At 55.0% G+C, this 21,188-nt stretch carries 21 protein-coding genes, 1 tRNA gene and 1 pseudogene; 9 read left to right on the forward strand and 14 right to left on the reverse strand.

Annotated features, from left to right (window positions below):
* Positions 1-7: 7 nt before the first annotated feature.
* Genes pknB through ACLI1M_RS00270 form a run of 7 tightly spaced genes read right to left on the reverse strand, consistent with a single transcriptional unit; the run spans position 8 to position 8,870 of the window.
* Positions 8-1,966 (reverse strand): Stk1 family PASTA domain-containing Ser/Thr kinase, encoded by a 1,959-nt coding sequence (gene pknB, locus ACLI1M_RS00240; RefSeq protein ID WP_248099358.1) that lies wholly within the window; start codon positions 1,964-1,966, stop codon positions 8-10.
* 3 nt (positions 1,967-1,969) lie between these two features.
* Positions 1,970-3,415 (reverse strand): serine/threonine-protein kinase, encoded by a 1,446-nt coding sequence (locus tag ACLI1M_RS00245; RefSeq protein ID WP_248099357.1) that lies wholly within the window; start codon positions 3,413-3,415, stop codon positions 1,970-1,972.
* Positions 3,415-4,845 (reverse strand): penicillin-binding transpeptidase domain-containing protein, encoded by a 1,431-nt coding sequence (locus ACLI1M_RS00250; RefSeq protein WP_248099356.1) that lies wholly within the window; start codon positions 4,843-4,845, stop codon positions 3,415-3,417. The genes ACLI1M_RS00245 and ACLI1M_RS00250 overlap by 1 nt, the downstream gene beginning before the upstream one ends.
* Entirely contained in the window at positions 4,842-6,194 is a 1,353-nt protein-coding gene (locus ACLI1M_RS00255; protein WP_023020227.1) for an FtsW/RodA/SpoVE family cell cycle protein, read from the reverse strand. The genes ACLI1M_RS00250 and ACLI1M_RS00255 overlap by 4 nt, the downstream gene beginning before the upstream one ends.
* A gap of 3 nt (positions 6,195-6,197) precedes the next feature.
* Positions 6,198-7,562 (reverse strand): PP2C family protein-serine/threonine phosphatase, encoded by a 1,365-nt coding sequence (locus ACLI1M_RS00260; RefSeq protein WP_248099350.1) that lies wholly within the window; start codon positions 7,560-7,562, stop codon positions 6,198-6,200.
* Positions 7,559-8,011, reverse strand: coding sequence for an FHA domain-containing protein (locus ACLI1M_RS00265; RefSeq protein WP_005329668.1), 453 nt, complete (start codon positions 8,009-8,011; stop codon positions 7,559-7,561). The genes ACLI1M_RS00260 and ACLI1M_RS00265 overlap by 4 nt, the downstream gene beginning before the upstream one ends.
* A 25-nt stretch (positions 8,012-8,036) precedes the next feature.
* Positions 8,037-8,870 carry a DUF3662 and FHA domain-containing protein gene (locus ACLI1M_RS00270; RefSeq protein ID WP_200288457.1) on the reverse strand — a complete coding sequence of 278 codons (834 nt, stop codon included), beginning with the start codon at positions 8,868-8,870 and terminating at the stop codon, positions 8,037-8,039.
* Between the two features lie 199 nt (positions 8,871-9,069).
* On the opposite strand from ACLI1M_RS00270, the gene ACLI1M_RS00275 reads away from it, so the two are divergent.
* Positions 9,070-9,157 (forward strand) — tRNA-Leu (locus ACLI1M_RS00275).
* A 524-nt stretch (positions 9,158-9,681) separates the two neighbouring features.
* Here the strand turns inward: ACLI1M_RS00275 and ACLI1M_RS00280 are convergent.
* Positions 9,682-10,047 (reverse strand): VOC family protein, encoded by a 366-nt coding sequence (locus ACLI1M_RS00280; RefSeq protein WP_023020229.1) that lies wholly within the window; start codon positions 10,045-10,047, stop codon positions 9,682-9,684.
* Positions 10,048-10,120: 73 nt separating this feature from the next.
* Between ACLI1M_RS00280 and ACLI1M_RS00285 the strand changes: the two genes are divergently transcribed.
* Complete coding sequence (locus ACLI1M_RS00285) at positions 10,121-11,131, forward strand: helix-turn-helix transcriptional regulator (RefSeq protein WP_205690673.1); 1,011 nt, start codon at positions 10,121-10,123, stop codon at positions 11,129-11,131.
* Positions 11,132-11,655: 524 nt separating this feature from the next.
* On the opposite strand, the gene ACLI1M_RS00290 is transcribed toward ACLI1M_RS00285, so the two are convergent.
* Positions 11,656-12,132: a MarR family winged helix-turn-helix transcriptional regulator gene (locus tag ACLI1M_RS00290; protein ID WP_005323677.1), complete on the reverse strand. Its 477-nt coding sequence runs from the start codon at positions 12,130-12,132 to the stop codon at positions 11,656-11,658.
* 101 nt (positions 12,133-12,233) lie between these two features.
* On the opposite strand from ACLI1M_RS00290, the gene ACLI1M_RS00295 reads away from it, so the two are divergent.
* Both ACLI1M_RS00295 and ACLI1M_RS00300 read left to right on the forward strand, forming a co-directional pair.
* Positions 12,234-12,704, forward strand: coding sequence for a cupin domain-containing protein (locus tag ACLI1M_RS00295; protein WP_005323679.1), 471 nt, complete (start codon positions 12,234-12,236; stop codon positions 12,702-12,704).
* Between the two features lie 108 nt (positions 12,705-12,812).
* On the forward strand, positions 12,813-13,961 hold the full coding sequence (locus ACLI1M_RS00300) for an MFS transporter (RefSeq protein WP_023020231.1): 1,149 nt from the start codon (positions 12,813-12,815) through the stop codon (positions 13,959-13,961).
* 181 nt (positions 13,962-14,142) lie between these two features.
* Here the strand turns inward: ACLI1M_RS00300 and ACLI1M_RS00305 are convergent, their stop codons facing one another.
* Complete coding sequence (locus ACLI1M_RS00305) at positions 14,143-14,628, reverse strand: hypothetical protein (protein WP_248099349.1); 486 nt, start codon at positions 14,626-14,628, stop codon at positions 14,143-14,145.
* 17 nt (positions 14,629-14,645) lie between these two features.
* Positions 14,646-14,888 carry a hypothetical protein gene (locus ACLI1M_RS00310; protein WP_248099348.1) on the reverse strand — a complete coding sequence of 81 codons (243 nt, stop codon included), beginning with the start codon at positions 14,886-14,888 and terminating at the stop codon, positions 14,646-14,648.
* Between the two features lie 152 nt (positions 14,889-15,040).
* Between ACLI1M_RS00310 and ACLI1M_RS00315 the strand changes: the two genes are divergently transcribed.
* Complete coding sequence (locus ACLI1M_RS00315) at positions 15,041-15,379, forward strand: hypothetical protein (RefSeq protein WP_248099347.1); 339 nt, start codon at positions 15,041-15,043, stop codon at positions 15,377-15,379.
* On the opposite strand, the gene ACLI1M_RS00320 is transcribed toward ACLI1M_RS00315, so the two are convergent.
* Positions 15,376-15,675 (reverse strand): hypothetical protein, encoded by a 300-nt coding sequence (locus ACLI1M_RS00320; RefSeq protein ID WP_248099345.1) that lies wholly within the window; start codon positions 15,673-15,675, stop codon positions 15,376-15,378. The two genes, ACLI1M_RS00315 and ACLI1M_RS00320, sit on opposite strands and share 4 nt — an antisense overlap.
* A gap of 109 nt (positions 15,676-15,784) precedes the next feature.
* Between ACLI1M_RS00320 and ACLI1M_RS00325 the strand changes: the two are divergent.
* Positions 15,785-16,498: pseudogene (locus tag ACLI1M_RS00325) on the forward strand (IS6 family transposase).
* A 487-nt stretch (positions 16,499-16,985) separates the two neighbouring features.
* On the opposite strand, the gene ACLI1M_RS00330 reads toward ACLI1M_RS00325, so the two are convergent.
* Positions 16,986-17,165, reverse strand: coding sequence for a hypothetical protein (locus tag ACLI1M_RS00330; RefSeq protein ID WP_156900711.1), 180 nt, complete (start codon positions 17,163-17,165; stop codon positions 16,986-16,988).
* A 1,096-nt stretch (positions 17,166-18,261) separates the two neighbouring features.
* Here ACLI1M_RS00330 and ACLI1M_RS00335 point away from each other — a divergent pair.
* Both ACLI1M_RS00335 and ACLI1M_RS00340 read left to right on the forward strand, forming a co-directional pair.
* The gene (locus ACLI1M_RS00335) at positions 18,262-18,828 is read left to right on the forward strand and encodes a cysteine hydrolase family protein (RefSeq protein WP_023020237.1); all 567 of its coding nucleotides are present in this window, start codon (positions 18,262-18,264) and stop codon (positions 18,826-18,828) included.
* Positions 18,829-18,867: 39 nt separating this feature from the next.
* Entirely contained in the window at positions 18,868-19,305 is a 438-nt protein-coding gene (locus tag ACLI1M_RS00340) for a nucleotidyl transferase AbiEii/AbiGii toxin family protein (protein WP_232213547.1), read from the forward strand.
* A 60-nt stretch (positions 19,306-19,365) separates the two neighbouring features.
* Here ACLI1M_RS00340 and ACLI1M_RS00345 read toward each other — a convergent pair whose 3' ends face one another.
* The gene (locus tag ACLI1M_RS00345) at positions 19,366-19,911 is read right to left on the reverse strand and encodes a hypothetical protein (RefSeq protein WP_411706593.1); all 546 of its coding nucleotides are present in this window, start codon (positions 19,909-19,911) and stop codon (positions 19,366-19,368) included.
* A 325-nt stretch (positions 19,912-20,236) separates the two neighbouring features.
* On the opposite strand from ACLI1M_RS00345, the gene ACLI1M_RS00350 reads away from it, so the two are divergent.
* Complete coding sequence (locus ACLI1M_RS00350; protein ID WP_023020240.1) at positions 20,237-21,139, forward strand: DUF2262 domain-containing protein; 903 nt, start codon at positions 20,237-20,239, stop codon at positions 21,137-21,139.
* Positions 21,140-21,188 lie beyond the last annotated feature (49 nt).

The following is a 21,188-nucleotide window of genomic DNA, read 5'->3' on the forward strand; positions in this document are numbered from 1 at the left end:
CCAGCAGCTATGGCTGCGGCAGAAGTGCAGCGGGGTCGAAATTCCACAGGCGGACCTCAATGTTTTGATCCTTGCGCATGGTATCGCCTGGATTCACAGAGGCCCAGCCAATCTTATTGTTATCCACCAGAGCGCCGGTAGGCACGGGCTCGCCCGGCACCAGCTGGCCAGTCCAGCCAGCCGCGCGGAGTTCATCTTCGGCCTGCTTCTGACTCTGTCTTACCAGGTCAGGAGCCTTAAAGAGCATGCCATTGGAGACCTCAACGGTGACCGGCTTGCCCTTTTCCAGCTCCGCGCCCTCATTGGATACGCTCAGCACCGTGCCCTTCGGCTCCAAAGAATCGACTTCGCGCACGTCTACATCAAAGTCATTGGATTCGAGGCGGCTTTGGGCATCTTCTACATTCATGCCGGAAACATTGGGCACGCGCTTCTTTTCGACGCCCTTAGACACCGTCACCCGTACCTTCGATCCCTTAGACAGCTGCGTGCCGCCGGCCGGATCCTGCTTGATGATTTGGCCGGCTGGTGTTTCATCGTTTTCCTCCGAAACGTCGGAGTTGAGTGCCAAGCCGGCCTCTTCGAGGGCCTGGGAGGCTTCATCCAAGGTCATGCCGGTGATGTCCGGGACATCTGTAATTTCCTTACCGGAGGACACAGTCAACGTTACCGAGGCATTCTTTTGCAGCTCGGAACCCGGGGCGGGGTTGATGCGAATGGCATTATTGCGAGGGATATCCGGGTTGGCTTCCTCATTGACGGTAACCTGCAGGCCCATGTCTTCGAGTTCCTTAACCACCTCGTTGCGCGGCCGGTTTTCCACCTCGGGCACGGTGATCTTGTCTTCGCGGGCCGATTGGGTCTGGCGTGGCTTTTCGGGATCCTCCTTGTCATTGGAGAAGAAATCCCATGCGAAGTAGCCCACGATAGCTACTAGAAGGGCAGCCAAGAAGGCAGCCAACCACTTCATCCAGCCGCCGCCCTGCTTGTCATCCTCTTCGGAGGGGCGGGTGGATTGAATCGGTGCGCGGTGCGCTGCCGCGGGGGCCGCAGCGGCACCCACCATCTCGGTAGGCTGCTCGACCTCGTCCTCATTAACATGCATGCGCGCTGCCGCGGTGACCTGTCCATTGCGCAGGCGTTCCAAATCGCCGGCCATCTCCCAGGCGGATTGATAACGATCCGCAGGGTGCTTCGCCATTGCGGTAAGCACCACCGAATCAATGTTGACGCGCTGGGTGGGGGTTAGTGAAGGATCCGCGATGAGCTCCGACGGTGGTGTCGGCTCTTCCTGTACGTGCTGATAAGCAACCGCAAACGGGGTTTCGCCCTCAAATGGGGTCTGATCGGTAAGGGCCTCGTAGAGCACGCAGCCCAGTGCATAGACGTCCGAACGGGCATCCGCATTCTTACCGCGGGCTTGCTCGGGAGAAAGATATTGGGCGGTGCCGATAACGGCGGAGGTTTGCGTCATCGCCGAGGTGGAATCATCCAAGGCGCGAGCGATGCCGAAGTCCATCACCTTCACCTGGCCGGTGTTGGTGAGCATAATATTTGCCGGCTTGATATCGCGGTGGATAATGCCGGCTTCGTGCGAGGCTTGCAGTGCATCCGCTACCGGTTTGAGGATATCCGCCGCTTCCTGGGCGGATAGTGCTCCATCCTCGCGAATGATATCGCGCAGGGTGCGTCCATTGACCCGCTCCATGACGATATACGGGATGGTCATGCCATCCAGCTCGGTTTCCCCGGTGTCATAAACCGCCACGATATTGGGGTGATTCAACTTGCCCGAGTTCTGGGCCTCGCGGTAAAAACGCTCCCGGAAATTGACGTCGCGCGCCATTTCCGGGCGGAGCATCTTTACCGCAACCTGGCGGCCTAGGACAGTGTCTTCGGCAGCATAGACCTCAGACATGCCGCCGGCGCCGATGATCTCGCCTCTCCGATAGCGGTCATTGACCATCGCTTAGTCACCCTCCTGTGTCAGTAAATCAGCCAAGTCTCCGGGGAGCTCATTAGCCTGCGAGTTTACTGGAGTATCCAGCTCAGGTGTGTTTTCAACGTGCGTATCCTGCGGATTCTGTTGCGTCGGTAGGGCCGGGGGCTGCTGTTGGTGGGTGGGCGAGTGGCGCGTGGGTGTCTCACGGTGAGTAGTACGCGGAGTCTCTTCTTGCTCCGTCTCCTGCGGCTCGGTCTCTGTCACCGTCACCGGTGCTGGGGCCTCTTCCGTATCTTCGTCCGGGGTGTCTTGGTGGGTGGTGGTGGGATCGCGGTACTCCGTAACCACCGAGGTTTCCGGCGTGCTGGAGGGTGCGCTCGTTCCCTCGCTATCGCTTAGCTGCTGGTAGGCAAGGTAACCACCGCCGGCCAAGGCCGCGAGGAGCAAGGTGATGCCCAGGCCCTTCAGAAAGGAGGAGCCACCCTTCGATTCCTTAACTGGAGCGGTTCCCGCTGCCGGATGGATCGTGGTGGGTTGGGCGACGTTGCCCAGCATCTCCGTCGAGGCGGACGGCGATGGTTCTGGTGCGCGCTGCGTTAGTGGAGCAGACTTGGGCTGCGGCGGGCGCTTGCCCAAGCGGACTGCGGAGATGGCTAGAGTGAACTCGTTGCCATCGGCGTAGCGGGTGGCCGGATCCTTGCGCAACGCAATGCGAATGAGCTCGCGCGCCGGGGCGCTGATATTTGTCGATAGCGGATCCGGCTCCTGATTGATATGCGCCAGGGCGATGGACACGGAGGAATCTCCGGTAAAGGGACGCTTGCCGGCGAGCATTTCATAGCCAACGACGCCGAGCGAATAGACGTCGGAAGCCGGCGTGACATCCTTTCCCTGTGCTTGCTCGGGGGACACATACTGTGCGGTGCCTACCACCATGCCGGTGCGAGTAAGCGGCACGGCTGCGGCCGCCTTGGCAATGCCAAAGTCCGTGATCTTGACCTGGCCATTTTGCGTAATGAGCAAGTTGCCGGGCTTAATATCGCGGTGCACGAGCTCCATGCGGTGAATGATGGACAGGCCATGTGCAGCCTGCTCGAGGACGTCGAGAGCCAGCTCCTCCTGGAGCGTATTTTCGCGCGCCAGCAGGTCTGCAAGGGATTCGCCACGGACGTATTCCAAGGCCATGAAACAGAATTTGCGGCCGTTGTCTTCCAGCTCGCGGTAGTCATAGGTAGCTACCACGTTCTCGGACTGAATAGATTCGGCCGATTTCGCCTCGTTGCGGAAACGCGAGAGGAACTCTTGGTTATCGGAAAATTCCGGGCGTAGAACCTTGAGTGCGACCTCCCGATCATTGCGGGTGTCATCGGCCAACCACACGGTGGACATTCCGCCGTGGCCGATTACCCACTGCAGCTCGTAGTCGCTGCCAATCAGTGCCTGGAGATGTTCCTTATTCTCGGCGCTATTCATTACTGCTCCCCCTGGTATGCGCGCAGGATAGCGCGGCCAATTGGGCCGGAAACCTTGCCGCCCGTCGCGGACTCACCTAAGTTACCACCATTTTTTACCACGACGCCCACTGCGATATCCCGCTCCGGATCGAAGGCAACGTACCACACGTGCGGGGCTAGGCCCTCGCCATGCTCAGCGGTACCGGTCTTGGAAGCAAAGCCATTGCCATCATATCCAGCGGAGGAACGCTCCGAGGCATACATCAAATCAGTAAGCGTAGCCGCAGTTTCCTCGTTAACCGCCTGGTCCGCCTTCTTTGGTTTGGTGGTGCGGATGTCCTTCATCTGGGAGTCGGTAATGCGATTGACCAGGTAAGGCTGCATGCGGGTGCCCTTATTGGCCACGGTGCCCGCCATAACAGCGGCTTGCAGCGCGGTCATGGTGACATCGCGCTGACCAATGGCGGACTGCGCCGTGGCCGCCCCATCCGGCAAATCGCCCAAGGTACCGGCGGAGGTGGAGACGCCCAGGTCATAGTTTTCTCCCACGCCAAAGGCCTTGGCATACTTGCGCAACTCATCTGCGCCAAGCTGCTCCGACATCTCCACAAAAGCGGTATTGCACGATAGTGCAAAGGCGGTCTGCAGGGTCACCGCATCTTGGCCGTTGCACTTTTGGTTGGCATAGTTAGTCAGCTCCGTCACCGTGTCTGGCAAGGTAATGACATTGGAACCGGTCAAGGTGGAGGAAGGATTAAAACCGTTGTTCAGACCGGCCGCGGCGGTGATGATCTTGAAAATTGAACCGGGAGGTAGCGTTTCTGCACCGGCGTGGTTGACCAGCGGCTGCCCCTCCTGCTCTTGCAGGCTGGCCCAAACATCTTCAGCGGAATCGCCCATCAGATCATTCGGGTTATAGCCAGGGTTGGAGGCCATAGCCAGAATCTTGCCGGTGGAAGGCTGAATGGCAACCGCAGAGCCCTCGTAACCCGGGCCCACAAGCTGATCATAGGCAGCCTGCTGGAGTGCAGGATCGATGGTGACCTCTACATTTGCGCCCTGCTTCGGCTTATCGGCCAGAGCATCGAGCCAGTTTTGCTTCATCAATGAATCATCGGTGCCATTGAGGATGTCATTTTGGGAGGACTCTAGTTCCGAGGCACCAAATTGGCTCGACAGGTAGCCGGTCAAGTTGCCAAAGGCCGGTGAATCAATGGGGTAGGAGCGCGAGTAGGTCTCGTCTGGGTTCTGCGTCGACTGTGCCAACACGGTATTGCCCGCGAAGATCTGTCCGCGCGGGGTGGTCTGCATTTCCATGAAGCCGCGCATATTCCGCGGATTATGGGCGTATTTATCTTCAGAAAAAGCCTGAATCACCGTCAAGTTGACCAGCAAGATGGCCGTCAAAATGATGGCGAATAAGGACACTAGACGGATGGATCTATTCATCGGTGAGCCTCCTGGACCGACGGGAACATGGAGGTATCGCTCGGCGCATTGCTCGAGGTCTCCTGCATGGGGCGACGAGCCGCGTTAGAGATCCGCAGCAAGATCGCCAATAACACATAGTTAGCCATGAGAGAGGAACCACCGGCAGACATGAACGGCGTGGTCAAACCGGTCATCGGCAGCAGGGCGGAAATGCCGCCGGTGACCACGAAGACCTGGACTGCCAAGGTAAGAGAAAGACCGGAAGCCACCAGCTTGCCATAGGTATCGCGGGTGCGCAGCGCAGTGCCAAAGCCGCGGATGGCGAGCATACCGAAAAGCACCAGTACGCCGGCAAGGCCAATGAGGCCGAACTCCTCACCGATTGCAGCAAGGATGTAATCCGAGTGGGCCACCGGAACGAGTTCTGGATGCCCCTCGCCCAAGCCGCTGCCAGAGATGCCACCGGAAGACATGCCGAATAGCGACTGGGAAAGCTGGAAGCCCGTGCCATCATAATTGCCCAGCGGGTCTAGGAAGTTAGAAAAGCGTTGCTGGATTTTCGCGGAGATCTGATAAATACCGAAACCACCTACACCGACGAGGACAACGCCGATAAGCAGCCAGCTCACCCGGCCCGTGGCCATAAACAGCATGCCAAGGACGGTGCTAAACAGCAGCAGCGCTGGGCCGAAGTCATTGGAGATACCCATGATGACGATCGCGATGGCCCAAATGATCAGGATGGGTGCGAGGTCGCGCAAGCGCGGCAGGGAGATACCCAGTACTCGGTATCCCGCCACGGTAAATAGGGAGCGCTTCTGCGTCAGCAGCATGGCAAAGAACAAGATCAGCAAGATCTTGGAGAACTCGCCGGGCTGGATGGAAAAGGGACCCAAGTTTAGCCAGATGCGTGCCTCCACGCCTGGAGGCTGCGGCCAAACCAATGGCAGGGCCAGCAGGACAAGGCCTGCGGCACCCAAGATATAGGAGTAGCGCGTCAGCGAGCGGTGATCCTTCAAAATGGCCAAGACCAGCACGAAGAGCACGAGTCCGACGATGGTCCACATGACCTGACGCACCGCGAGCCCGCTTTCATTCACCAAATCCAGGCGGGCCAGCATGATGAGCCCAATGCCATTGAGGATCGCCACGATGGGCAGCATGATCTGATCGGCATAAGGTGCTAAGAAGCACATCACCAGATGGGCGACGGTAAAGACGCCAATGAAACCGCCAATGAGATAAACCAGGTCCATGGTCAGAGCGTTGTCCTGGGAAAGCTCCAGGCTGACCAGGGTAATAGCGAAGACAATGGCGGCTAGGATGAGCAGGCCGAGTTCGGTCCCTCGGCTAAAAAACTTTTTCACAACCTACACCTCCCGGCAGGTGACGCCAGGCTTGTTTTTCTTGGCATCCTTCTTATCTTTTTGGCTCGGCGCAGTAATACATGGCTTGAGCGCCTTATCGCCCAAATCATTGACTTGCTGCTGCACCTCACCCAGATCACCAGTGGAGAGATGGTCGACGGCGCTGCGTTCAGATTCCGGTAGGTCCGTAACCTTTAGCGGTGCAAAGTCGCCCTTGCACGGCTCGCCGGAAAAGAGGAGCGAATTGCTGTCATTGATGCACACGTATTGGTTCGTGGAGTGTAGTTCCTTGCCAAAGACGGAGTAATCAGCACCCTGTTGGATGGTGATTTCCTGTGCCTCGTTGGTAGCTACGTAATAATTATTGGACAAGAAGTTCTTTGCCCACAGTCCGGCACCGATGACCAGTGCGAGGACGATGAGCAGGGCAAGAAGGACCTTCCAGCCGGTCTTTCGGCCGGAAGTTTCCTCCTCCGCTTCGTCATCATTAGGCTCTGGGCGCTCGTTTTTGCCATCCGCCATGACGGCCGGCGGAATTACCTGAGGCTTGCGGGAGAGTTGTGCCGCCCGCGAGGCGGAAGAATCCGGATGGGTTGGGTCTTCCGTAGGGCCCGCGAGGGCGCCGACGCGGAATGGTTCGTGCTCCTGGGGGCTTTCCTCGGTTACTTCACCGATAACCACGGTGACATTATCCGGGCCTCCGGAACGGATGGCTAGGTCCACTAGGGTGGAGCCGGCCTGCTCAATGCTGCCTTGCCCCAGTGCGGTCTCAATAGTGGAGGCGGTTACCGGATCCGAAAGCCCATCGGAGCACAGCAGGATGCGATCGCCCGGCTTGGCTTCGAGGGTAAACAGGGTTGCTTCGACCGGGCGGCCCGTATAGGCCTTTAGAATGAGGGACTTCTGCGGGTGCGACGAGACGTCGCCTGGGTCCAGTTCGCCCTTATCCACCAGGGATTGCACGTAGGTATCATCCTTGGTGATCTGCTCGAGTTTGCCGTCGCGCAGCAGGTATCCGCGGGAATCACCCACATGGCAGACGCCGAAATCCGTGCCGTTGAAGAGCATGGTGGATAGCGTGGTGCCCATGCCTTCGGTTTCTGGATGGGCCTTGACGTGATCACTGATGGCCTCATTGGCCTGGTCAGCGGCCGCTTCCAGCAGTGCTTTAGTGTCTTCCTGGCCCGGATCTTGGTCCAAGATTTCTAGGTGGTTGACCATCAGCTCGGAGGCAACCTCGCCCGCCGCGTGGCCACCCATGCCATCGGCCAAGATCAAAAGGTGAGGACCGGCGTAGCCTGAGTCCTCGTTATTATCGCGAATGAGGCCGCGATCGGACTTAGCAAAGAAGTTCAGCTTCAGTGTCATGCGTTCAACCTCACGGTAGTGCGGCCCAGCTTAATTTCGGAGTCCGCGCCGACTACCTCGGGTTGGTCGATGCGCACGCCATTGACAAAAGTGCCATTGCGAGATTCCAAATCTTCTACTACCCATTCGCTACCGCGGCGGAATAGCCGGGCATGGTGGCCAGAAGAATAATCATCGCCCGTGACAAAATCGCAATCAGAGGCTCGGCCCAGCGTGCAATCCTCTAGTGTGCCCAATTCCATGTGGGAGCCTTGCAACGGCCCCTCAACGATGGACAGCTGCTTAATCGCTTCCCGACGCCGCGGTGCCCCCACCTTCTTCGACTGTTGGCGGATAGCACCGGCGGACTTATTGGTATCGCGGCGCATGGCGTTCAAGGCCACCAGGATAAAAATCCAGAGCAGAGCCAACAAGCCGATGCGAAGCGCCAGCATGATGACTGCATCCATGGCGACCTCCCTTCCTTAACTGAACTTAGTAGCTGTGCGAATCAAGGCCCGTGATGCGGACCTCGATGTGGGAATGGCCCATGGTGATCACGTCGCCATCGGCAAGCAGCCAATTATCAATCGGCGTTTCATTCACGGTGGTGCCGTTGGTGGACTGCAAATCCACCAGAACCGCATCCTGGCCGTTCCAGGTGATTTCCGCGTGCTGACGGGATACGCCCGTATCCGGAAGCCGCAGGTCGGCGTCGTTGCTGCGGCCGATAATATTGGAGCCTTCTTGCACGTGATAGACGCGCGAGGAGCCATCCTGCAGCATCAGGTTGACTGCGGGGCCCTGCGGCTGCGGAGCGGGTTGACTATCTGGAGCAATGAAAGCGGTAGTTACCGCGTCATCAGCCGTATTCTCGTGCTGCTCGGTCATCTGGTCCTCCTGACCATCAAAGTCGTGGAAAATAGCCTCAAATCCGGTCTCTTCCGTGGGCTCGTGATCAATAAACGAGGACACGCGAAGCTGACCCGTGCGCAAACCAGATTCCTCCGCCACACGCACAATCACGGGGCCCGCGAGGGACCATCCGCTATTGCGAATGAAGCGCGACAACTGGTCTGCACAATCGGCCGGCACATTGCGATCCTGCGACAAGTTCTCCAAATCCTTGGAGGAGACACCCACAGTCATTACGTTCGGACTATAAAGATTGTCATCGTCGCCGCGCGCGAGATTGTCCTGAGCTTCTTGCTTTAAAAGCTCATCAATTTCCGCGGGAACGACCTTGCCGCCGAAGACAAGGGCCATGCCGTTATCAAGGCCGCGTTGCATGGCGGAGTCCAGCTTCGCCAGCTTTTCTAAAAACGCCACGAGCCATTCTCCTTTCCACCATGCAGCGATCAGTAGCGATCAGTATAGTTTGTTCACTACCTCGAAACGTAGATGGCGACGCGAAAGTTCCCAGAAATTTCCCTTCTCTTTGCCCGAAATAGTTTATTTTTCCTGCAGATTTGTAGTTCTGAGCAGCATTCGTGGTATCTTTATCAAGTCGCTAAGACATCCACACCCTGCCCGGGTGGCGGAATTGGCAGACGCGCTGGCTTCAGGTGCCAGTGTTCGATAAGGACGTGCGGGTTCAAGTCCCGCCCCGGGCACCATGAGCAGTTGTACAAACTGCGACACCGGAGGTAACAAACTCGAAAGGGTTCGTGACCTCCGGTTTCTTTGTATTTCTGAACTTTAGCGGTCGAGGATTGCAAGTGTGGGGATTTACATCCTAACTCCCGCTCTCGGCTGTTAAACTCTTGTTTTCGATGGTGTCAACAAGTCATCTTGCTTGTTATCTTGATCTGACGCCCTGGCATTGGGTCTTAGGCATACTGTGTAGGCAGTCGGTTCGAAGTCGGACGACTTTGCTGGGCTTGGATGGCAAGGTTGAGCGGCTAATTATTTTATCGGGTGATTTAGTAGTTCGTTTGGGGGGCTGGGGCTTTACGTTTGCGGTATCTCAGCTGGGGCCCATAAGCCAGTCAGTTTTTAGGGATTTGTTGTACGGGAAAGCCGGTGTACTTAATTCTTTCCCGGCTTTAGCTCCCACTTTGGGGCACTTGGAATCCTCCAACTGAGATGTTTTCCTTGGGGTGTTGGAGGATTTCCTAGCTGTTGAATCCCGATTTAAGAATTAATCGACTGGGCTGACGCGGATAAGGTTTCCATCAGGGTCGGCAACTACGAAGGTGCGGCCGAAGACGTCATCGTAGGGTGGCTGCACAATTTGGACTCCTTTTGATTTCCATAGACGGTATGTCTCATCAATGCGGGTTGCCGGTCCATCCAACATCAAACCTATTTCGCTTGTTCGCGGTGCTTGTTTCTCCATGTGGGTGTTATGGCCGGTCCATACAGCAAACAGGACATCCTGTGAAATTTCGAATGCTACATATCGAGGACTGATGAACGATGGCTGCATGTCGAATAAATCGCTGTAGAAGGCAGTCGAGGTCTCGACATCAGAGACATAAGTCAGGAAAAGATTGGGGGTTGGCATTGCCATTCTCCTCTCGGTGAGTGGTGTTGTTTACGTGGCCAAAGCGCATTGGACCAAACAAACCTGACAAGGAGTGTCATATTCCGAAAAATATTGTGGTTCCAGTGATAATTGCGGCATGAGATCGGCGCGACTGTTGTCTATGCTCTTGTTGTTGCAAACACGAGGCCGTGTTACGTCTGCGGAGTTGGCTTCACATTTTGAAGTTTCGCAGCGCACAATACTGCGTGACGTTGATGCGCTCTCGGCCGCGGGGATACCTGTTTATACGGAGCAAGGTATGCATGGTGGGATTGTGCTTGATAGGCGTTCTCGGTTGAATGCTTCTCGATTGGATCCGATTGAGATTCAGCTGTTGAGGATTCTTGGTGTTGGGGCGGATTCACTCGCGCACTTGGGGTTTGGCCAGGACATCGCCTTGTTGCAGGAGAAGTTGAACGCAGTCTCATTCTCTAGAGCATCCGATACTCATAATTTGGAAGAGAAGGTTCTATTTGATTCCAGTGGCTGGTTTAGCAATGAAACCCAAAGCGACTTAGAAGGTCTGCTGGAGGCTGTACGGAATGAAGCTCGAATTGAGGTGTTGTATCGCCGAAGTGGGGACAAGAAGCTGCAACGTGCTGTGGCTGATCCTTATGGGCTTGTGCACAAGGGTAGACGTTGGTACTTGGTCGTCGATGTCGATGGGGAACCAAGGATGTTGGCAGTCTCGCGCTTGGAAACCTTTCGCGTTTTAGGTCAAGCTGCTCAGCTTCGTCAAGGGCAAAGTTTGGCAAGGGTGTGGGCGCAGCTCGTTGCAAAATTGGAAGAAGACATGCCTGTTCGTATCACCGCACTTCTTCGAGCGAATAGGCTTGATATGGCATCTCGCATTTTGGGATCACGGCTTATCCACCATGAACCCGTGGACGAAGACTTTGTCCGTATCGTGGTGGGATATGCGGATATTCAGGGGGTAAGGCAATTGCTTCAGTTTGGGGACCATATCTGGATCACTGATCCCCCAGAAGCGGTAAAACTCACTGCTGATCTGGCTAATGAACTTGCGAAACGACATAGTGGGACCACAAGTCCTGGATCATAGAGACCATTGATGGGCATCGGGATACCGTCGTAACACCTCTGCTGAAACGGAAAGAAGTGCGCTAACAAACTAAGAGCCCTCGAGAGTCTGGGGTTGCCCGCAATTTGTGGACACGTAGTGGAGCTACCTAGTGGTGAGGCAGCTATTTCTTTTCTGTTTGTGGTTAGACCAATTCGGTTCTCGAAGTCGACGGGGCTGGCCATCCCGAGTGCTTCAGTGCCGGCGCCGACGGTTGTAGACGACTTCAATCCAGTAGGCAACGGCCTTCCGTGCGGCATCACGGCATCGCCATCATTGGCGACCAGCACTTGTCATTCCGTGTTTGGTGCACACCCGCTTTAGATGGGGCATCGAGGAGGATTCCTATTCATCCTCTCATGGTGAACCTAGGCAGCTAACACACCGGCACTCCACCGGGGTATTTAAGGACCCAGACTGGGTTATCCCTCCAGATAAGTGAAATCATCCTAATAGCAACGCGCCAGAATGGCTAACCATCTAACCTCGCCAACACATCGTTTCGTTTAGACCGAACTTTCTTTGCTCCAAGATCGTAGCAATTCGAGCAGTTCATCCTGTTGTGTACTGGACAGGTGGTTGAGTGCTTTTCGCTCAGCTGTGGCATGGGCTTCAACGATGGACATTATTCGGTCGCGTCCTTCTGGCGTTAGTGTCAGAGTTTTTCCTCGCTTATCGCTGAGATTTATTTCTTCATCAATGAGTCCTTGCTTCTTGAGCTTGTTAAGTCTTCCGGTAATTCCGGCCTTTGACAGAAGTAGGTCGTGTGCAAGTTGTCCCGGGGTGATGTTTTCCTGGCGGAGGATCGTTGCTAGAACATCGAAGTCGCCTGGAGCTAATTCAGCTTGTTCATGGATGGTCGTCACTTCGTTTTTGATTGCTCTTAACAGATGGGTGAGGCGAAGAGTTGTTTCCATTGCATCCACATCGACGTGGGGATTTATCCTCGCCCATTTGTTCATGGCTGTGGAGATGGGGTCCATTTTGTTCCTTTCGGGTTGCTGAAACTTAGTGTAGCGCTTGACAAAAGAAGTTCGGTAGCGAACTATATAGTTTGTCAGCGAACAATCTATGGAGATTTGAGATGTTAATTTCTGAACCCGAAATAGTGGCAGATGCTTCCTCCTCTCGCCTTCCGAAGGCAAGATTGCTGGTGGATGCCTCGGATGCAAAAGGAAATGTAAGTGTACAAAACATTCAACTTTTTGATGGGGGCGAGGGAGCCGTCCCACATTTTCATAGGATTTCGTGTGAGTTCTTCTACGTCACTAAAGGGGAGCTGGAGTTTTGGGAGGATGGCCAAATTTACCAGCTAGGCGCGGGTGATTGCGCATTGGTTCTTCCGGGAGTTCCTCATGCTTTTGGAGCCGCTAAGGGTAGCGACGCGGATGTACTGGTAACTATCGCACCCGGTGTGGAGAGGTTTGAGTATTTCCGTATCTTGGGCGGGATAGTGAGTGGCAAGGTTCCTGAAGATGAGCTTGCCCGTCGAGAAGATGAATTCGATACGTATTTTGTGGATGCACAAGATTGGAGAGCGCATAGAGGAGGATAGGGATCCAGAATCTACGCTGCTTGCACTCTGGATGAAGGGGGGCGGACTGCGAGTGCCTTAGAGGATTGATTATTGCCAAACATGTCAAATCGGAATTCGAAAGCAGATATGCCAGTCCTACAATTGGCAGGGTTAGCGTTTGCCGCTTTCTTGGCCATAATGACCGAGACCATTCCTACGGGGGTTTTGGTTGATATGGGTGAGTCCTTTGGAACGACAACGGGAAAAGTAGGACAGTTTCTAACCGTTTATGCAGCTGGATCTGTGGTGGCTGCAATACCGGTGATGGCGGCAACTCGAAAAATGCCGCGTAAGCGTCTTTTGGTTATAGCTATCATGGGGCTTGGCGTTTTCAACGCTCTCACTGCTATTACTTCGTATTTGTGGTTAGCCTTTTTTGCTAGGTTTCTTGCCGGTATGGCCGGAGGTGTCGTTTGGGGTCTTGTGGCAAATTACGCTCGGAGTTTAGTCAGTTCGGAAAACGAAGGTCGCGCACTTGCCATTATCGGTTTTGGGCAGCCTTTGGCCTTAGCTTGTGGAGTCCCGCTTGGTGCATTAGGGGGTCAACACTTTGGTTGGAGGTTGACGCTTGGCATGCTAACAGTCGCATCCATCGTTTTAGCGTTATGGATTACGTTTGCAGTTCCTTCCCGGCCGGGACCTGTTGGAGATGGCCCAGGAGCCAATGTTCTTAAGAGATCGATTTTGATGCCTGGTGTGATGGGGGTGCTTGTAGCGCTTTTCGGCTGGACAGTAGCGCACAACATGGTTTACACGTACATTCAACCTTTAACCAGTGGTGTGGGAATAGCTCTTGGAATAGATGTTGTGCTTCTATTTTTTGGGATTTCTGCGGGGATCAGTATTTTACTTACTGCTGTCGTTGTAGATAAGAGATTGTTTCTGACTGGTCTAATCTCAGGAGCGTTGATGCTTTTAGGATTCTTGCTTTTGTCGGTACCGGCAGCTCCCAACTATTTTTTCATTTCAGGAATAGTCGTCTGGGGACTGGGATTTGGTGGTGCACCGACAGTTCTGCAGACTGCTTTAGCCAGAAATACAGTTAACTTGGCAGACATTGCACAGTCCTTTTTCGTTACTATCTTCAATCTTGGTGTAGGTATCGGTGGTGCGGTCGGTGGGGCAGTATCGAGTCTTTGGGGTGCTTCTGCTCTTAGTATTGGTGCAGGGGTGGTGTGTGTCTTGGTTTTCGGATTGCTCGTTGTAAGGAGTAGAGATTTTGGAAGGCAGCTTTGAGAGCTAGGCCACACACTTAGGTCGGGAAGAGCAGTCTTCGCTGCTCTCCGCCCAACTTTGCAACAACACCGTTCATTTCGCCCAATCGATGAAAGTCATTAGCACAAACAAAAGTGACCTTAACTAACTGCTCTAGTTAAGGTCACTTTTCTTGCATCATGATTTTACGATTTAATTACGCTCAAACCGTAAACGGACGTCCATAGTCAATGTCCTCATTACTCTTTTCCTGGAACGGAGCTAAAAGGTAGCGGCTTTTCCATGGGCAAGGAACTCTCCACAGATAGTAATCATTACCTACATATCCGTCTTCCCGTTGCACTCCTTCTGTCTCAGGTTGGGGGCGTACAACTCCATTAAACTTTTCGGGGATAAGGGCTCTACGACCTACTGGATCTGTCCACTGGAAATCATGTTCCCATCCTTCGTTAAAAGAACACCCATCGAAATAAACTAATACCTCACTCGGGGAACTGAGAGAATGGGGAGGGTTCTCTATCGGAATTTTCTCGTACCAAATGTCATGGTCTACTTTTTTGCCTTTATCAATCCACTCGAGAATCTCTTGCTCATCAAAACTGGCACCTGCAAAAACCTGGATTGCTCCATCAGGATCGGATAGAAAGAAGCGTTTGACGTAGGCAAGGTAAATATTAGATATATGCATTAACCGAGGCCGATCTTTTAAAGGTTGCCAGGAATCTTACATTTAACGCGCGCTGGATTACTATAAGCCCTCGCATAATAAGTTCCCGTTGAGGTAACAATTGTTCCTTCAGTTACCCCGATAAATGAGGTTTCGACGTCTCCAATGCAATCTTGTTCCACTTCACGCGAGGTGTACTTATGTGGAAGATTCTTCTTTTTATCGAATTTATAATCCGGTTTATTATCTGTACCACCCCTTAAATCAGGTGCTTTTTCCACCAAGCATAGTACTTATAGCGCAATGTATTAACGTGCGTCACGCTCAGTACCTTTTCTGTACACTCCGTATGTGGCTTGAACCCCACGGCTTTAAAGTCTGAACTTTTACGCTTGATGAGGAAACATCGAATGATGGAATATCAACTCGCTCTTTGAATGCAGGTGTATGCACTGGAACATTTGCGAATCACCAGGTAGAAGCCGGAGGAATTGTCTCTTATGGATTGCATGTCCGGTGTACTGGAACTGGGTTTCTTCCTTTAAGCGCAAAGATCAGGCTTCAAGAAGAACATCTCGGAGCTGTTTATGAGACCGTAGATGAAACCTCTAAGAATCTTACTGAGGGTGGCTACGGATTTGTTCGTGGAGAAGCGATCTGTGACCCAACTACTTCAGGGCATGATTATCGAATTGATGGAGAGATTTTTGTAGGAAAGCATCATGACTTTGGTATCTCCAAAGAAGTCCATCTTCCATGCAATGTGAACTAATTACTCTGTATAAGCCAGGCTTTTAGTTCCTCCTCTGCGCGCTCACAACCACCTGGGTAGTTTTCGTTCAGCTCTTCAGCCACGGAGTCAAAGATTTTCTTAGCGATAGCCTCAGCATGGTCAGGTTGAAGCTGCCCTCTTAAATCATTTAAGGGGGCAGAGAGAGTGGCATAAGGACTGGGGCGTAAAGAATAAGACCGCATGTCAGCGGCATATATTCGAGGAGTTGTCCCCAAAAACTGAGATTCAAGGACGACGTTTCCGAACACTAATGACGATAGGTTTTTCTCTTCCATAGTCGGCAGTTTACGGAAAATAAGGTGTGTTAACTGCCGACTTATTCAACTATGGGGTGTTGTTGCAAAGTTGGGGCAGTAGGAAGGGCGACGTGAAATAGTCACAGCCATGGGTATCTTCTTCGGTCGTCATTTCCCCGTGACATCATTCTATGGGCAGTGGGTGGTACTGCCGCTACGGGGTGAGCTACCGCGATCTGGAGGAAATGATGACTTCAGCGGGGCGTGCCGGTCGATCACACCACGATTCTCACCGCTGGGTCCAGAAATACGCCCCTGAGCTGGACAAGCAAACACGGTGGTACCGGCAGGTACCTGACTGGCAGGCCAGTTCTTGGCGGGTGGATGAGACCTATATCCGGGTCGGCGGCAGGTAGTGTGCTACCTCTATCGGGCGATTACCGCCGGTGGCCAGACCTTGGACTTTTACCTCTCTTCGAAGCGAAACGTGGCCGCAGCGAAGTGTTTCCTGGCCAAGGCCGTCAGATCCAATGCGTCAGCCGGGTATCTCAGAGTGATCAACGCCGATAAAGCACCCTCCCTTGCCAGGGCAATCGCCGAGTTGAAGTCAGAGGGAATCTGCCCGCCCACAGTGGAACATCGGCAGGTGAAATACCTCAACAACAGCCTGGAAGGCGACCATGGTCGGCTGAAGCGGATCCTCGGGCCGAAAGGCGCGTTTAAGAACCGGACATCTGCATATCGGACGTTGAAAGGGATGGAGGCGATGCACTCATTGCGGAAAGGGCAAGGCGCGATGTTTGCCTACGGGCAACCGAACCCGGACGCGGTGATCGTCAACCGGGTCTTCGAGACGGCCTAACAACGCCCACACGCAGCGGCCATCAGGGAATGAGAAACTGAGTCTTCGCTGCTCTCCGCCCAACTTTGCAACAGCACCGTTTTTCGCGAGTACGCATCAGCCAGATGCTTCCCCAGCGCGTGAGCTTGGGGCGAAAAGGAGCGCCGAATCTGGGGAGAGAAGCCGCGAGTCCTGCTGATAGCTCCAGCAGCGCCAGAATGCGTACACATGCCGCCACTGCCCCGGAGTAATGTCCGGAGCCACCTAAGCGACCGACCGACGGAAGAACCCCCGCTAGTGTCCCTTTTTCACACTGGAGGCACGGCGCTCCCTCCCTCAGGAAGGCCGGGGGTTGCAGGGCTTGAGCAGCGTCGAAAAACTAGCGGCTATTAGCTGGATTGTTCGATAAAAGCTTTTAGTGCTTCAGCCACAAGGGCCTGCAGGGTGACGCCGCGCGAGCGGGCCGCATCAGTCGCTCGAGCCTTGAGGTTAGCAGGCACGCGTACGTTCATCGATACGAGCGCGGGGGGCGTGGCAGCGGCAGCTCCAGGGCGTGGAGGGTAGCGACTTGGACGTCCTCGATGGTGTAGTGCTCGCCTAGGCGGTGAGCAGCCTCCGGGGCGAAAGACTCCAGGCGGGCGCGGGCAGCTTGGGCAGCGGGTGAGGGCGGACGTTTACGTGTAGACATGATTTCATGTGTACACATAGGCGAGCTAGGTTGCTACTTTTTATTACTACCGCGCTAGCTAGCTTGCTATCTAGCATTCTTTCTAGCACCTCCTCTTTCTCCAGGACGCGGGATTTTCCTACGGAAGTAAACTCGCGTACTTCGGGAAATCGCCTGCATAAGGCGCGCTTTGTTTCTTCTGTTGCCGAGGGGTACCAATCCCATGGGCCGTCATTGGATAGCAGGTAAAGCGAGGTATATGCGGCCTGTCTATCCGCATACCGTGCGGCTAGCTTGCAGGGGTAGGGGTCGCTCATGGTGAGCAGCTGTGACACCGGGAGCTGACCACGAAATTCGTCCAAGATGAGCACGTCATGCGCATCATATCCATCAAAAGCACCGCTATTGTAGTGGGTGGCGCGGTAAATATCGGCCCAATCCGCGCTTTCTAGGGCACTGCGAGTTTTTCCAGTTCCAGTAGCGCCGAAAAAGCATTTTACCTGTACATCGCGCATTTTACGGCCCCAGGTTTCGGCATTGCGTGCTTCAATTAGCGTCCGGCATTGGCGCTCGAATTTCCAAGCGTTTTCGTTGCTAGCTAGCAAGCTAGATAGCTTGCAGTTAGAGGACATGATTTCTTCGCGAAGCTCCTCCAAGTCAGAGCGTTGACCTTGACTCTCCTTGAAGTCGATTTCGCCTTTGACCAGCGGAAATTCGCCTTGAAACCGCGTTTTGCTTTGGTCACGTAGGCTACTGCTTCACGAGCAGTGCCGCGTCTAGGCTCCAGATGTGCTGTCGGGAGCTTATTTTTAGCGTGCTAAATCGTATCGGCTGGTCGTGGGATAGGTATATCTGCCAGTGTAAATAGCTGCTTTTTCCTTTTTCTAGCTGACCAATATATGCCGAGTAGCTAGCTAGCTTGCTTTCTACTTCGTCTCTGCTAACACCTTTGTCTTCATCTGCGGGAATCGTTAGCAGCCAGTCGCGTGTTCGCTGGTCAGAGTGTTTTTGGTGGTGCTGTTGCAAAGTTGGGGCAGTAGGAAGAATGTCTGAGGTTGACTACGATAGTGCTCGAACCTCGAAGTAATCAAGCTAGTTGTTGTTAAAAAGGAAGTCTATGAACCCTGCTGCACTGATCGTGATCGATGTTCAATATGCCTTTGATGATCAAACATATTGGGGAAAGCGTAACAATCCGGGCTGTGAAAGCAATATTTCCTGTCTGGTGAGTACTTGGCAGGATAGAGGTTGGCCGATCGTGGTTGTGCGCCATGATTCCGATCGCCCAGGGTCGCCACTACATCCAAGTTCCGCAAAACATTCATTCAAAGATTGCGTGCCGCAAAACTTCGACTTGTTAGTCACCAAGAACGTAAATTCGGCGTTTTACGGTACCCCGTCCTTGGAAGAGTGGTTGCACACACGGGGGATCAACAAGCTCGTAATTTGCGGCATCACTACCAACCATTGCTGTGAAACTACCGCACGCATGGCCGGAAATCTGGGATTCGACGTGTCATTCATTCTAGATGCCACTGCTTGTTTCCCGCGCACTGATCATGAAGGAAAAACTGTATCCGCAGATGAGATCATGCGTGCCACTGCTGCAAATCTTCATGGCGAGTTTGCCAACGTAATGACAACGGCGAACTATGTGGAAGCCTGTGCGAGAAACTTCAATTAGGGTGCGGCGGAGACACTGACGGTGTCGGCGAGTTATCAGGTGGCCACGGAGTTTCTCCCGCCGAGTTTTCCTGTCCATTCCTATCCTGTAGCCAGTCAGCTCGCCGACAAGGTGTGCGCGATGTACGAACGCCACGGCGCGACCCCTCCGGGGCGGGCGTCGACGCGCTACCACGATCTCTACGACATCGCCCTGATTGCCTCTGAGTTGCCCGTTTCGGCGGCGGAGCTGAGCTCCGCCCTGAACACCCAGTGCAGGGTGCGGTCGATGACCCTGCCGCAGCGCATCACCGTGCCCGATAAGAAGTGGGAAAGCGAGTACCCGTTGAAGACGCGGGCATTTACCAGGGTGCGCAACAATCTGAGGGATGTCGGTGAGGCGTTGCGTATCGCCGGTTTCCTTTTGGACCCCATCCTGGGCGGGGTTCCTGCCACCGCGGCTGGGGTGTGGGACCCTGTCAGCCTTGCCTGGCGGTAGGCGACGTCTCCTGCCCGCCACCGGTGCCCGGGGAGCGGGGCGAGCATGACCCGCGGTGTGTTATCGTTGGCGGATCTTCTCGGCCTGCGCCTGGACCATGCGGGTGAAATCTTCGGGTGCGACTTCGGGGGAGCCGGAGACGGTGTAGGTGGCCCCATCGATCTCGACGTAGGCGATGCGACTGACGGAGCCGTTGTCACCGGAAAGGGGAGAGGAGGACTGCGTCAGGGTCACCTCGGCGGCGGTGACGGAGTCGGCTCCGTCGACGCGCAGCTCCATGGGTGCCGCAGTATAGGACGTGGATCCGCCGGCGTGGGTCCTAGTGATCGACTCGCATCCCGACACGTCACGGGGGTGGTTCAACAGCTGCGGGTCGGATGAGACGGTGACGCTGAGTGTCGCGTCAGTGGACTCGTTGGTGAAGTCGCGGGCCGCGATGACGTCGGGGTTCTGAACGATTTTGGAGATGTAGGTCACGGCGGTGGGGATTAAAGCGGCGCATTCGGCCGGGTCGGCGGTGACTTCCTGGGCCATGGAGACCATGTCCTGGTTGATGCCGGGGTTTTCGGCTTCCTGGTCCTGGATCATCTGGTTGATGCTATCCATGGTGTAGCCCTGCGGGGCGGCGGTGTCGTCGACGATGGTGGTGTGGGGTCGACGGGGCCCTTGTCGACTGTCGGGGAGGCAGAGACCCCGGTGGCGGGGTCGTCCCCGGTGTCCTGGTTGGTGGAGCAGGCGCCGACGGTGGTGCAGGCGGCGGCGAGGGCGAGGGCGGGCACTATGTGTCGGTTCATGCACACACGGTAACAAACACCCCGGTCATGCCCTCTGGCTGGCTTGGGATCGGAGGTGCGCGGGGGCGAACATGTGTCGGGTCCCGCCGCCATGGATTCCGGTGCGGGGGGCACGTGGGGTGAGTTACCATTGCCGCATGCTGTCGCTTTACGAGGAATTTCCCGACGACCCAATTACGCAGAGGAGCGCTAAGGAAGAGGAAGTCGAATTCCACTTCATCGTCTCCTCGGTGCCGGAAAAGAGGGTCGTGGATGATGACTGCGCCAAAGACAAGTTCGAACTCCAATTTATGCTTATGCCTGGTGTGGCTCTCCGGTTACTTCCCGACGGGGAAGTAACCACCGGGGGGATCAATGTGTGTTACCCGCACCTGTTTCACACCCGGCAGGGAAAGACGCTCTGGGATCCGCGGGAAATCGCCGATCTGGAGCCGTTCAAGGTGTATCGCGCGCGGGGTAGCTACTTCTTTTCCGATATCAGGAAGGAACCCTACGTCACCATTTGGGAAATGCTTGATCCGCTGCCCGACCCAGAGATGGAGGAACTCTCGGCCAAGACTGCCGAACCGGTGATCCTGGAGACCAGTATCGGACAACTGGTCCTTGACCGGACGTTTTCGACTTTCGAGGGTAAAGTGGACGACCTCGGCGTCAAAGTCAGTATGTGGTACGAGGGGCCGGAACTGCTCCTCGCGGGCCAGGGGAACATGGCGAAGAAGTTCAAGTCGGCGCTGAACTTCATCAACAACGTCCTCTCCCAAGAGTACCTCGATAGCGCGCGCATGCTGGGGGCCGAAAAAGCGCTTCCGGCCGCGAACCGGTGGCGCCACGATGTGGCCGAGGCGGAAGGCAGGCCGACACCCGCCCCGAAACTCGGGGTGGAGGACGTCTACGCCAAGCTGACTCCGACTGCGGTGAACATTCCCCACAGGGGAAACATTGGCGTCGAGTTCGACGACGGGTACATGTTCGGTGGGCACCCCGTGACGGTGAAGACGAAGAGGGACGGAACTCCCACCTCGATCGAGATGGACGTCTAACCCGACAGTCCTTCTCCCACCCTGCCCTGCCGGGCAGGATGAGGGTTGA

Source organism: Corynebacterium sp. LaCa54 (assembly GCF_046717495.1).
In the GTDB taxonomy this organism is placed as follows: Bacteria; Actinomycetota; Actinomycetes; order Mycobacteriales; family Mycobacteriaceae; genus Corynebacterium; species Corynebacterium kefirresidentii.